Source organism: Streptomyces sp. NPDC025793, assembly GCF_055558375.1.
Window position 1 is genome coordinate 262,460 of the sequence record NZ_JBVHMR010000001.1, and the last position, 12,491, is coordinate 274,950.

A 12,491-nucleotide genomic window follows, 5' to 3' on the forward strand; every position below is an offset into this window, starting at 1 on the left:
TCAGGACGCCCAGATCCCGGTGATGTCCTGAGCGGAGGAGGCGTTGCCGGCGTGCGTGCTCAGCCCCTGCGTGTCCTCCAGGGTGCGCAGCAGGTCGTAGTGGTTGTACGTCGTGGAGCTGGACGCCCCGGCCGTGACCGGCTGCCCGTACAGAACCGTCGGGATGCGGTTGCCGCTCAGCCGGTTGTCCTCGTCGAACGTGACGACGAGCAGGCTGTTGTGGGTCTTGGCCCACGTGGCGTACGCGCCGAGGTTGTTCTTCAGCCAGGTGTCACCGGTGGACACCGAGCAGTCGTGCATGTCGCTGCACAGGTTGGGGATGACGTACGACATCTGCGGGAGCTGGGTGTAGTCCGTCGGGAACTGGTCGAACGTCATGGCGCTGTCCGTCGGGATGTTGCTGAACCCGAACCAGGGGTTGTGCTTCTGGGCGTAGTCGCCGCTGCTGCACGAGGTGTCGCCCTGGCTGGGCAGATCCTCGTTGTAGCTGGCCCAGGTCCGGCCCGCGGCGATCACCTCGGACGCCAGGTTCGCGGCCGACGAGAACCCGGGGGTGACACAGCTGTCGTCCGTCACCCCCTGCGTGTCGCCGGAGAACATGGCGTAGTAGTTCGGCTGGCTGGGGTGGGTCTCGGCGTACGACTGCGTCAGGTTGGCACCTCCCGACACCAGCGAGTTGATGTAGGGGGCTTTGGAGGAACCGATGACCTGGCTGTACGCATGGTTCTCAAGGACCACGACGACCACGTGATCCGGGCTCGGAACGGCGCTCGCGGCGTGCGCGGACGCGCCTCCGAGTCCGGTCCACAGCCCGACCGCGGCCGCGGCGAAGGCGGTTGTCGACGCCATGGCCGTACGGGCACGGCGATAGACGGAACTGCCGGACACATCAACCTCCGGGTGGGGGGAGGAACGGGGTTGGCGGTGCGGACAGAGCATGCACACGCCAACATTCCCCCACCCCAAGCCCCTCAACCCAGACGGTGAAGACCGGATGAACGCCTGGCGCGACCGACGCTCCCCGGAACCGACCGGACGGACGGCCGCACGCGGCGCCTTCCCCGGACCGAACGACCGCTCAGGGGCGACGACCGGTTCTCCCCGGATCCGGACGGTCGGCCGCGGGCGGCGATGGGCGCTTCTCGTGGCCGCGACCGGGCCTAACCGGATGGGTGGCCGCACGGGGCGCCTTCCCTGGACCGAACGACCGCTCTCGGACGGCGCCCGGTTCTCTCCGGATCCGGACGGTCGGCCGCGGGCGGCGATGGGCGCTTCTCGTGGCCGCGACCGGGCCCGACCGGATGGGTGGCCGCACGCGGCGCCTTCCCCGGACCGAACGACCGCTCAGGGGCGACGACCGGTTCTCCCCGGAACCGGACGGGTGGCCGCGGGCGGCGATGGGCGCTTCTCGTGGCCGCGACCGGGCCCGACCGGACGGACGGCCGCACACGGCGGGAAGGGGACGTGGCGGGTGGTGTCCGCCCGCAGCGGCCGGCGCACACACCGCCCCACCCCTCTCCCGCGAGTCCGCCGGACCGAGGACGGACACCACCCGGCGCGGCACCGACTCCCCACGCGCCTGGGCGCGACCTGCACTCCCCACGGTCCCGTACGGGCCGCCGCAGGCATCCACCCCACCACCTCCGCGCGGGCGCGGCACCCACTCCCCACGCGCCTGGGCGCGACCTGCACCCCCCACGACCCCGCACGGGCCGCCGCAGGCATGTCAGCCCCGCACCCGCACCCGCACCCGCACCCGCACCCGCACCCGCACCCGCACCCGCACCCGCACCCGCACCCGCACCCGCACCCGCACCCGCACCCCGCCCCGGCCCCACCACCCGCTCCCCACCCTCCGCATCCGGCTAGGCTCGGCCCAGGACGACCGAGATCCCCAGGGGAGGCCGAGCATGACGCCGGGCCGCAGGAGCAGCACCTTCACCCGCCTGCTACGACACGGCTTCACCGACCCCTCCGCCGCCGAGCGCCTCCTCGACGGCCCCGAACTGGCCCCCGTCCGCAACGACCCCGTCCTCCTGGCGGCCCTGGGCGCGACCGCCGACCCCGACCTGGCCCTGCACGGCCTCGTCCGCCTCCTGGAGGCCCAGCCCACCCCCACGGACCACCGCGAACTCCTCGACACCCTCATCGCGGCCAAACCCCTCCGCGACCGCCTCCTGGGCGTCCTCGGCGCCTCCACCGCCCTCACCGACCACCTCGCCCGCCACCCCGCCGACTGGCAGGCCCTGGTCACCTACGAGCCGCACGACCTCCACCCCGGCCTCGCGGAGTTCGAGCGCGGCCTGGCCGAGGTTTCCGACCCGGTCTCCCTCCGCGTGGCCTACCGCCGCTGCCTGCTCTCCATCGCCGCCCGCGACGTCTGCGGCACCACGGACGTGGCCCAGACGGCGGCGGAACTCGCGGACCTCGCGGCCGCCACCCTCCGCACCGCCCTGGCTCTGGCGCAGGCGGACGCCCCCGAGGACACCGCGGCCTGCCGCCTGGCGGTGATCGCGATGGGCAAGTGCGGCGGCCACGAACTGAACTACGTCTCCGACGTGGACGTGATCTTCGTGGCGGAGGCGACGGAGTCCGTCACCGAGGCCAAGGCCCTCACCGCCGCCACCCGCCTCGCCTCGCACCTGATGCGCCTCTGCTCGGAGACCACGGTCGAGGGCTCGATCTGGCCGGTGGACGCCAACCTCCGCCCCGAGGGCCGCAACGGCCCCCTCGTCCGCACCCTCTCCTCCCACCTCGCCTACTACCAACGCTGGGCGAAGACCTGGGAGTTCCAGGCCCTGCTCAAGGCCCACCCGGTCGCGGGCGACGCCGCCCTCGGCCGGGCCTACGTCGACGCGCTCGACCCCCTGGTCTGGCAGGCCGCCGAACGCGAGAACTTCGTACCGGACGTCCAGAAGATGCGCCGCCGCGTCATCGACAACATCCCCGCCTCCGAGATCGACCGGGAACTCAAACTCGGCCCCGGCGGCCTGCGCGACGTCGAGTTCGCCGTCCAGCTTCTCCAGCTCGTCCACGGCCGCGCCGACCAGTCCCTGCGCAGCGGCACCACCCTGGACGCCCTCCAGGCCCTGGCCGCCGGGGGCTACGTGGGCCGCGAGGACGCCGCCCGCCTGGCCGAGGCGTACCGCTTCCTGCGCGCCATGGAGCACCGCATCCAGCTGTACCGCCTGCGCCGCACCCACCTCGTCCCCGTGGCCGAGGAGGACCAGCGCCGCCTCGGCCGCTCCCTCGGCCTGCGCACGGACCCCGTCGCGGAACTGAACCGCGAGTGGAAGAGACACACCGGCGTCGTACGGCGCCTGCACGAGAAGCTCTTCTACCGCCCCCTCCTCGACGCCGTCGCCCAACTCGCCCCGGGCGAGGCCCGCCTGAGCGCCGTCGCGGCCCGCGAACGCCTCGTCGCCCTCGGCTACGCCGACCCGGCGGCGGCCCTGCGCCACCTGGAGGCCCTGGCCTCCGGCGTGACCCGCAAGGCGGCCATCCAGCGCACCCTCCTGCCCGTCCTCCTCGGCTGGTTCGCCGACTCGGCGGACCCGGACGCGGGCCTGCTCAACTTCCGCAAGGTCTCCGACGCGCTCGGCAAGACCCCCTGGTACCTGCGCCTCCTGCGCGACGAGGGCGCGGCGGCGGAGAACCTCGCCCGGGTCCTGTCGGCGGGCCGCCTCGCCCCCGACCTCCTCATGCGCGCCCCCGAGGCGGTGGCCCTGCTGGGCGACGGCGACGGCACCGGCATGCCCGGAGCCGGCCTCACCCCCCGCGAGCGCACCCCCCTGGAGCAGGAGATCCTCGCCGCGGTGGGCCGCGCCGAGAACGCCGAGCAAGGTGTCACCGCGGCCCGCGGCGTACGCCGGCGGGAGCTGTTCCGTACGGCCGCCGCCGACATCGTCGGCTCCTACGGCACCGAGACCCGCCCGGCCGAGGCCGACCAGGGCGCCCTGGTGGACCAGGTCGGCGCGGCGGTCTCGGACCTCACCGCGGCCACCCTCGCCGGCACCCTGCGCGCCGTGGTGCGGGACGGCTGGGGCGACACGCTCCCGACCCGTTTCGCGATGATAGGGATGGGCCGGTTCGGCGGTCACGAGCTGGGCTACGGCTCGGACGCCGACGTCCTCTTCGTCCACGAACCGCAGGACGGCGTGCCCGAGCACGAGGCGGCCGCCGCCGCGAACAAGGTGGTCGCCGAGATGCGCCGCCTGCTCCAGATCCCGAGCGCCGACCCGCCGCTGCTCATCGACGCCGACCTGCGCCCGGAGGGCAAGTCGGGCCCGCTGGTGCGCACCCTGAAGGCGTACGAGGCGTACTACCGTCGCTGGTCGCTGGTCTGGGAGTCGCAGGCACTGCTGCGCGCAGAGCCGGTCGCCGGGGACGAGGAGCTCGGCCGGCGCTTCACCGAACTGATCGACCCGCACCGCTACCCCCGCCACGGCCTGGCCGAGGACGCCGTCCGCGAGATCCGCCGGCTGAAGGCCCGCATGGAGTCCGAGCGCCTCCCGCGCGGCGCCGACCCCAAGCTGCACACGAAGCTCGGCCCGGGCGGCCTGTCGGACGTCGAGTGGACCGTCCAGCTGCTCCAGCTCCGGCACGGCTGGGAACTGCCCGGCCTGCGCACCACCCGCACCCGCCAGGCGCTCGCCGCCGCCCGCGAGGCCGGGCTGCTGTCCGCCGAGGACACGGAGATCCTGGACGAGGCGTGGGTCCTGGCCACCCGGGTGCGCAACGCGGTGATGCTGGTGCGCGGCCGGGCGGGCGACACCTTCCCCACGGAGCCGCGCGAGCTGGCGGCGGTGGGCCGCTACCTGGGCTACGGCGCCGGTCACGCGGGGGACATGCTGGACGCGTACCGCCGTACGACGCGCCGGGCGCGCACCACCGTCGAGGAGCTGTTCTACGGCGACGGAACGTGACGGCCGGCCGGTGCCGCAACGGGATCCGCCCCGACCGGTTCCGCCACGCACCGCGGCAGCCGGTGCGGCACCGCCCCGTACACGACCCGGGCCACCCCGAACCCGAAGCCCAGGCAGAGCACACCGCCCACCGCGTCGAGCCAGAAGTGGTTGGCGGTGGAGACGATGACGAGGAGCGTGGTCGTCGGATACAGCAACCCCAGCACCCGCACCCACGGCACGGACGCCAGCGCGAAGACCGTCAGCCCGCACCACAGCGACCACCCGATGTGCATGGACGGCATCGCGGCGTACTGGTTGGACATGTGCTTGAGGTCGCCGGAGGCCATCGAGCCCCATGTGTGGTGCACCAGCACGGTGTCCACGAAGTGCCCGCCGCGCATCAGCCGAGGCGGTGCGAGCGGGAACAGGTAGTAACCGACGAGCGCCACACCCGTGGTCGCGAACAGCACCAGCCGGGCCGCCGCGTACCGCCCGGAATGCCGGCGGTACAGCCACACCAGCACGCCCAGCGTGATGATGAAGTGCAGTGTGGCGTAGTAGTAGTTCATCCCGATGATCAGCCAAGTCACCGAATCCACGGCGCGGTTGACCGACTGCTCCACGGCGACGCCCAGAAGATGCTCGACGCGCCAGATCCAGTCCGCGTTGCGCAGCGCCTCGGCCTTCTGCTCCGGGACGGCGTTGCGGATCAGTGAGTACGTCCAGTAACTCACCGCGATCAGAAGGACTTCGAACCAGAGCCGGGGCCGCCGGGGCCGGCGCAGCCCGCGGCGCGGACCCGGTGTGCCCTCGCCCGTGACCGCCCTCGGAGCGGCCGCCTCCTGGCGACCTTCCGACTGCGTCACGGCCGAGTCACTCATGGGCATCAAGTCTGCCAGAAAAGGCTTCTCCGACAGATCATCCCAAGGTCGGGTCCGAACCGCACCTTCTACGACGCACGGAGGACATTCGGCGCCGAAGCGGTCGAACCGCGCACCACCAGCTCCGGCATGAAGACGAACTCGCTGTGCGGCGCGGGCGTTCCGCCGACCTCCTCCAGCAGTGTGCGCACCGCGGCCTGCCCCATCGCCGGTACCGGCTTGCGCACGGTGGTCAGCGGCGGGTCGGTGAACGCGATCAGCGGGGAGTCGTCGAAACCGACCACCGAGACGTCGCGCGGCACCTCCAGCCCCCGCTGCCGGGCGGCCCGTATGGCACCGAGTGCCATCATGTCGCTCGCGCACACCACGGCCGTGCACCCGCGGTCGATGAGCGCGCTCGCCGCCGCCTGACCGCCCTCCAGGGTGTACAGCGAGTGCTGGATCAGCTCCGCCTCGACCGCGGCGGCGTCCAGCCCCAGCTGGTCCTGCACGGCCCGCACGAAGCCCTCGATCTTGCGCTGCACGGGCACGAACCGCTTCGGCCCGAGCGCCAGCCCGATCCGGGTGTGGCCCAGCGACACCAGGTGGGTCACCGCGAGCGTCATCGCGGCCCGGTCGTCGGGGGAGATGAAGGGCGCCTGCACCTTCGGCGAGAAGCCGTCCACCAGCACGAACGGCACACCCTGCGCCCGCAGCCGCTCGTAGCGCTGCATGTCGGCGGTGGTGTCCGCGTGCAGCCCGGAGACGTAGATGATCCCGGCGACCCCGCGGTCCACGAGCATCTCGGTCAGCTCGTCCTCGGTCGACCCGCCCGGGGTCTGCGTGGCGAGCACCGGCGTATAGCCCTGGCGGGTCAGCGCCTGGCCGATGACCTGGGCCAGGGCAGGGAATATCGGGTTCTCCAGCTCCGGCGTGATCAGGCCGACCAGGCCCTCGCTGCGCTGCCGCAGCCGCACCGGGCGCTCGTAGCCGAGGACGTCCAGCGCGGCCAGCACGGACTGACGGGTGGTGGCGGCGACGCCCGGCTTCCCGTTGAGGACCCGGCTGACGGTCGCTTCGCTCACCCCCGCCTGCGCAGCGATGTCGGCAAGCCGTGTGGTCACGGCACTGGACTGTACCGGTCGTATGACGCCTTGCCCACCAGCCGGACGCCGGGCCCGGGCGGCCTGCCGGCCCCGTGCGGATTGCTGTGCCATGGGCACTCCTCGTCCTTGTGTCGGCCTGGTGGTGGCAAGAGCTTGCAGAGTCTTGCACAAGCAACATGCCTTTGCTGAGCGGTCACAACAGAGTAACCATCGTGTTCCCTTGCACTTTTTTTCTGCAAGGTCTTTCGCAACGCTTACAACGCTGTTACGTTCCCAGTCGCCCGGCGGCCGCAACGGCGCAGTCGGCACCACACGGGCTCAACCCTCAAGGAGAACTCATGCGGCGTGGCATAGCGGCCTCCGCGCTGGTGGCGTCCTTCGCCCTCGCGGCGACGGCCTGCGGCGGCGGGAGCAGTGACAGCGGCAAGGCCGGCGGGCCGGTCACCATCACCTGGTGGGACACCTCCAACGCCACGAACGAGGCGCCGACGTACCAGACCCTGGTCCAGCAGTTCGAGGCCCAGAACAAGAACATCAAGGTCAAGTACGTCAACGTGCCCTTCGACCAGGCGCAGAACAAGTTCGACACCGCGGCCGGCTCCAAGGGCGCCCCGGACATCCTGCGCTCCGAGGTCGGCTGGACCCCCGCCTTCGCGAAGAAGGGCTACTTCCTGCCGCTGGACGGCACCGAGGCCCTCTCCGAGCAGAGCAGCTTCGAGCCGAACCTGATCAAGCAGGCGCAGTACGAGGGCAAGACCTACGGCGTCCCGCTGGTCACCGACACCCTCGCGCTCGTCTACAACAAGGCGCTGTTCAAGAAGGCCGGCATCACCGAGGCCCCCAAGACCTGGGACGAGCTGAAGTCGGACGCCGCCAAGATCGACACCAAGGACAAGGTGTACGGCTACTGGGGCTCCACCCAGGCCTACTACGGCGAGCCGTTCCTCTACGGCGAGGGCACCGACACCGTCGACGCCGCCGCCAAGAAGATCACCGTCGACTCCGCCGCCGCGAAGAAGGCCTACGGCACCTGGCTGAGCCTCTTCTCGGGACAGGGCCTGCACAAGGCCGATACCACCGCCGACGCCTACGCCCACATCTCGGACGCGTTCGTCAACGGCCAGGTCGCCGCGATCATCCAGGGTCCGTGGGAGATCACGAACTTCTACAAGGGCAGCGCCTTCAAGGACAAGTCCAACCTCGGCATCGCCGTCGTCCCGACCGGCTCCACCGGCAAGGCGGGCGCCCCGACCGGCGGCCACAACCTCTCGGTCTACGCCGGCTCCGACAAGGCCCACCAGGACGCCGCCCTGAAGTTCGTGAAGTTCATGACCTCGGCGAAGTCCCAGGAGACCATCGCCCTGAAGAACTCCACCCTGCCCACCCGCACCGACGCCTACACCGCCCAGGTCAAGTCCGACCCCGGCATCGCCGGTTACCAGGGCGTCCTCTCCGCCGCCCAGCCGCGCCCGGCGCTGCCCGAGTACAGCTCCCTGTGGGGTCCGCTCGACACCGAGCTGCCCAAGATCGCCGGTGGCAAGGAGTCGCTGGACCAGGGCCTGAGCAACGCGCAGGTCGCCATCGCCAAGCTGGTGCCCGACTTCAGCAAGTAAGCCCGCGTGGCCGCCGGGTCCTCCGCCGAGGCGGGAGGGGGACCCGGCGGCCACCGCCCTGTGCCCGGCCCACCCTCCTTGATCTCTGAAGGTGTCGAACCATGACAGTCGCCATCGACCGCGCGACCGGCAAGCGCCGCGGTGACCGCGCGCCTCGGCCCGGGCTGGGGCAGCGCATCAGACACGGCTACCAGAAGTACTGGTACGCGTACGCGATGATCGCCCCGGTGGTCCTCGTGCTCGCCGGCATCGTCGCCTACCCGCTGATCCGCGGCGTCTACCTCACCCTCACCGACGCCAACAGCCTCAACTCGGCGCGCACGATCGGCGTCAACCACATAGCGGCCACCTACAAGTTCATCGGCCTCGGCAACTACAAGGACATCCTGTTCGGCCCGCTGTCGTACGACCGCTTCTGGTCGCACTTCCTGTGGACCGTCGTGTGGACCGCCGCCTGCGTGGCCCTGCACTACACCCTCGGCCTGGGCCTCGCGCTCATGCTCAACGAGAAGCTGCGCGGACGCACCCTCTACCGGGTGCTGCTCGTCGTGCCCTGGGCCGTGCCGACCTTCGTCACCGTCTTCTCCTGGCGGATCATGCTCTCCGACTCCGGAGTGATCAACCAGGTCCTGCACTCCCTGCACCTGCCCCAGCCGCAGTGGCTGGAGGACACCTTCTGGCAGCGGTTCGCCGCCATCATGGTCAACACCTGGTGCGGTGTGCCGTTCATGATGCTCTCGCTGCTCGGCGGCCTGCAGTCCATCGACTCCTCCCTCTACGAGGCGGCCGAGATGGACGGCGCGAACGCCTGGCAGCGCTTCCGTCACGTCACCCTGCCGGGCCTGCGGTCCGTCAGCTCCACCGTCGTGCTCCTCGGCATCATCTGGACCTTCAACCAGTTCGCGATCATCTTCCTGCTGTTCGGCCCGACCAGCGCACCGGACGCACAGATCCTCGTCACCTGGGCCTACTTCCTGGGCTTCGGCCAACAGCCGCGCGACTTCGCCCAGTCCGCCGCGTACGGCGTACTGCTGCTGTCGATCATCACCGTCTTCACCTCCTTCTACTTCCGCTGGCTGAAGCGCAATGACCAGCTCGCCGTCTGACGCCGCAGGAGCCGCCGCCATGAGCACCACGACCCTCGAAGAGACAGTGGCCGCACCGGCCCCCGCCGCCCAGCCCGCGCGCCGGGTGCGCCGGCGCGGCGAGCGCGGCCCGCTCGGCACCGCCCTGCTGCACGGCGGCCTCGCCGTCGCCAGCCTGATCGCGCTCGCCCCGGTGGCCTGGCTGATCTTCCTGTCCCTCGGGCCCGAGAAGGACGACTATCTCCACCCGGGCAAGATCCTGGGCAAGCTCACGTTCTCGAACTACAGCTTCGTGCTCCAGCACACCGGCTTCTTCGACTGGTTCAAGTCGACGATGATCGTGGCCGGCGGCACCACCCTGATCGGCGTCTTCGTCGCCGCCACCACCGGCTACGCGGTCTCCCGGATGCGCTTTCCCGGCTACAAGCAGCTGATGTGGGTCCTGCTGCTGACCCAGGCCTTCCCGATCGCCATCCTGATCGTGCCGATGTACGAGATCTTCAGCGAGCTGGATCTCATCGACACCTACTGGGCGCTGATCGTCATCAACTGCACCACGGCCGTGCCGTACAGCGCCTGGCTGCTCAAGGGGTACTTCGACACCATCCCCTTCGAGATAGACGAGGCCGGACGCGTCGACGGGCTCAGCCCGTTCGGCACCTTCTTCCGGCTGATCCTGCCGCTGGCCCGCCCGGGCCTGGCCGTGGCCGCCTTCTACAACTTCATCACCGCCGTCGGCGAGGTCGCCTTCGCGACGACCTTCATGCTGGACGACTCGAAGTACACCTTCGCCGTGGGCCTGCAGACCTTCGTCAGCGAGCACGACGCCCAGTGGAACTACATGGCCGTCACCGCGGTGCTGATCGCGATACCCGTGTCGGCGTTCTTCTACCTCGTGCAGAAGAACCTCGTCACCGGCCTGACCGCGGGCGGCACGAAGGGCTGACGGCCCTCAGGAAGAGAGGCTCCCACGCACAGCGTGCGCGGGTAGGCGGCGCGGTCTCCTCCCCCAGCTCTCGGCTTCGTTCGAGCCGGGGGGACCCCCAGACCCCACTGTGACCGCGGCCGCCTCGCACACCACCCCCGGTCCCCGGCAACCGTCGCCGTACCCACGCGCCCATGACCAGAACTCGCTTACCCATCAAGGACGCCATGAGCCAGCAGCACCCTGCCGCACCGGCCCCCCACTCCACCGCAGCCGCCGTCGCCGACCGCCGCGACTGGTGGCGGGACGCGGTCATCTACCAGGTCTACCCCCGCAGCTTCGCGGACAGCGACGGCGACGGCATGGGCGACCTGGCAGGCATCCGCGCCCGCCTGCCGTACCTGCGCGACCTCGGCGTCGACGCCGTGTGGCTCAGCCCCTTCTACGCCTCCCCGCAGGCCGACGCCGGCTACGACGTCGCCGACTACCGGGCCGTCGACCCGATGTTCGGCAACCTGCTCGACGCCGACGCGCTGATCCGCGACGCGCACGAGCTGGGCCTGCGCATCATCGTCGACCTCGTCCCGAACCATTCCTCCGACCAGCACGAGTGGTTCAAGCGCGCCCTCGCCGAAGGCCCGGGCTCGCCGCTGCGCGACCGCTACCACTTCCGCCCCGGCAAGGGGAAGGACGGCGAACTCCCGCCCAACGACTGGGAGTCCATCTTCGGCGGCCCGGCCTGGACGCGGGTCACCGAACCCGACGGCTCGGCCGGAGAGTGGTACCTCCACCTCTTCGCACCCGAGCAGCCCGACTTCAACTGGGAACATCCGGCGGTCGGCGACGAGTTCCGCTCGATCCTGCGCTTCTGGCTGGACATGGGCGTCGACGGCTTCCGCATCGACGTCGCCCACGGCCTGGTGAAGGCCGCCGGTCTGCCCGACCTGGGCGCGCACGACCAACTCAAGCTGCTGGGCAACGATGTCATGCCGTTCTTCGACCAGGACGGCGTGCACACGATCTACCGCCAGTGGCGCACGATCCTGGACGAGTACTCCGGCGAGCGTATTTTCGTGGCCGAGGCCTGGACGCCGACCGTCGAGCGCACCGCGAACTACGTCCGCCCGGACGAACTGCACCAGGCCTTCAACTTCCAGTACCTGTCGACGGAGTGGGACGCGAAGGAACTCCGCACGGTCATCGACCGCACCCTGGAGGCGATGCGCCCCGTCGGCGCCCCCGCCACCTGGGTCCTGTCCAACCACGACGTCACCCGGCACGCCACCCGCTTCGCCAACCCGCCCGGCCTCGGCACCCAGATCCGCACGGCGGGCGACCGCGAACTGGGCCTCACCCGGGCCCGCGCCGCCACCCTCCTCATGCTCGCGCTGCCCGGCTCGGCGTACGTCTACCAGGGCGAGGAACTGGGCCTGCCCGACGTGGTCGACCTCCCTGACGAGGTGCGCCAGGACCCGGCGTACTTCCGCGGCGCCGGCCAGGACGGCTTCCGTGACGGCTGCCGGGTGCCGATCCCGTGGACCCGCACGGGTCCGTCGTACGGCTTCGGCGACGGGGGCAGCTGGCTGCCGCAGCCGGCCGAGTGGGCCGAGCTGAGTGTCGAGGCGCAGACCGGAGTGGCCGGCTCCACCCTGGAGCTGTACCGGGCCGCGCTCGCCGCGCGCCGGGAACACCCCGCGCTCGGCGCGGGCGACGCGGTGGAGTGGCTGCCTGCGCCGGACGGCGTCCTGGCCTTCCGCCGGGGTGCGTTCGTGTGCGTCGCCAACACCACGGGGGAGGCGGTGACCGTTCCGGCGTACGGGCGGGTCCTGCTGGCCAGCGGTGAGCCGGTCGCGACGGACGGCGAGGCGACCGTGCCGGCCGACACGACGGTGTGGTTCACCACCCGTCACTGAAATCTCTTGCACCAACTTCACACGGCCCGCTGCCTTTTCAGGCGGCGGGCCTTTAACATCTCCGTCACCGCAAGTTGGCTGA

At 71.1% G+C, this 12,491-nt stretch carries 9 protein-coding genes; 5 read left to right on the plus strand and 4 right to left on the minus strand.

The genetic code is table 11. The annotated features are described in order from the left end of the window. Entirely contained in the window at positions 1-849 is an 849-nt protein-coding gene (locus ACZ4MF_RS01295; protein WP_467488676.1) for an alkaline phosphatase family protein, read from the minus strand. 877 nt (positions 850-1,726) lie between these two features. Further along, positions 1,727-1,861 carry a hypothetical protein gene (locus ACZ4MF_RS01300; RefSeq protein WP_467488678.1) on the minus strand — a complete coding sequence of 45 codons (135 nt, stop codon included), beginning with the start codon at positions 1,859-1,861 and terminating at the stop codon, positions 1,727-1,729. A 49-nt stretch (positions 1,862-1,910) separates the two neighbouring features. Here ACZ4MF_RS01300 and ACZ4MF_RS01305 point away from each other — a divergent pair, with 49 nt between their 5' ends. Continuing rightward, entirely contained in the window at positions 1,911-4,925 is a 3,015-nt protein-coding gene (locus ACZ4MF_RS01305) for a bifunctional [glutamine synthetase] adenylyltransferase/[glutamine synthetase]-adenylyl-L-tyrosine phosphorylase (protein ID WP_467488680.1), read from the plus strand. Here ACZ4MF_RS01305 and ACZ4MF_RS01310 read toward each other — a convergent pair. Then, positions 4,907-5,788: a phosphatase PAP2 family protein gene (locus ACZ4MF_RS01310; RefSeq protein ID WP_467488682.1), complete on the minus strand. Its 882-nt coding sequence runs from the start codon at positions 5,786-5,788 to the stop codon at positions 4,907-4,909. The two genes, ACZ4MF_RS01305 and ACZ4MF_RS01310, sit on opposite strands and share 19 nt — an antisense overlap. 68 nt (positions 5,789-5,856) lie before the next feature. Next, on the minus strand, positions 5,857-6,891 hold the full coding sequence (locus ACZ4MF_RS01315) for a LacI family DNA-binding transcriptional regulator (protein ID WP_362820526.1): 1,035 nt from the start codon (positions 6,889-6,891) through the stop codon (positions 5,857-5,859). Positions 6,892-7,211: 320 nt separating this feature from the next. On the opposite strand from ACZ4MF_RS01315, the gene ACZ4MF_RS01320 reads away from it, so the two are divergent. The 4 genes from ACZ4MF_RS01320 to ACZ4MF_RS01335 all read left to right on the plus strand — a co-directional run bounded on the left by ACZ4MF_RS01320 (position 7,212) and on the right by ACZ4MF_RS01335 (position 12,409). Next, positions 7,212-8,486: an extracellular solute-binding protein gene (locus ACZ4MF_RS01320; RefSeq protein ID WP_467488684.1), complete on the plus strand. Its 1,275-nt coding sequence runs from the start codon at positions 7,212-7,214 to the stop codon at positions 8,484-8,486. A gap of 101 nt (positions 8,487-8,587) precedes the next feature. Next, on the plus strand, positions 8,588-9,592 hold the full coding sequence (locus tag ACZ4MF_RS01325; protein WP_467488686.1) for a carbohydrate ABC transporter permease: 1,005 nt from the start codon (positions 8,588-8,590) through the stop codon (positions 9,590-9,592). 19 nt (positions 9,593-9,611) lie between these two features. Continuing rightward, entirely contained in the window at positions 9,612-10,517 is a 906-nt protein-coding gene (locus ACZ4MF_RS01330; RefSeq protein ID WP_467488688.1) for a sugar ABC transporter permease, read from the plus strand. 206 nt (positions 10,518-10,723) lie between these two features. Next, on the plus strand, positions 10,724-12,409 hold the full coding sequence (locus ACZ4MF_RS01335) for a glycoside hydrolase family 13 protein (protein ID WP_467488690.1): 1,686 nt from the start codon (positions 10,724-10,726) through the stop codon (positions 12,407-12,409). The last annotated feature ends 82 nt before the right edge of the window (positions 12,410-12,491 follow it).

Excerpts from the sequence above, each read along its gene's own strand:
- ACZ4MF_RS01335 (WP_467488690.1), top strand. The coding sequence starts at position 10,724 with ATGAGCCAGCAGCACCCTGCCGCACCGGCCCCCCACTCCACCGCAGCC.
- ACZ4MF_RS01310 (WP_467488682.1), bottom strand. The coding sequence starts at position 5,788 with ATGAGTGACTCGGCCGTGACGCAGTCGGAAGGTCGCCAGGAGGCGGCC.
- ACZ4MF_RS01325 (WP_467488686.1), top strand. The coding sequence starts at position 8,588 with ATGACAGTCGCCATCGACCGCGCGACCGGCAAGCGCCGCGGTGACCGC.
- ACZ4MF_RS01300 (WP_467488678.1), bottom strand. The coding sequence starts at position 1,861 with ATGCGGAGGGTGGGGAGCGGGTGGTGGGGCCGGGGCGGGGTGCGGGTG.
- ACZ4MF_RS01295 (WP_467488676.1), bottom strand. The coding sequence starts at position 849 with ATGGCGTCGACAACCGCCTTCGCCGCGGCCGCGGTCGGGCTGTGGACC.
- ACZ4MF_RS01320 (WP_467488684.1), top strand. The coding sequence starts at position 7,212 with ATGCGGCGTGGCATAGCGGCCTCCGCGCTGGTGGCGTCCTTCGCCCTC.
- ACZ4MF_RS01305 (WP_467488680.1), top strand. The coding sequence starts at position 1,911 with ATGACGCCGGGCCGCAGGAGCAGCACCTTCACCCGCCTGCTACGACAC.
- ACZ4MF_RS01330 (WP_467488688.1), top strand. The coding sequence starts at position 9,612 with ATGAGCACCACGACCCTCGAAGAGACAGTGGCCGCACCGGCCCCCGCC.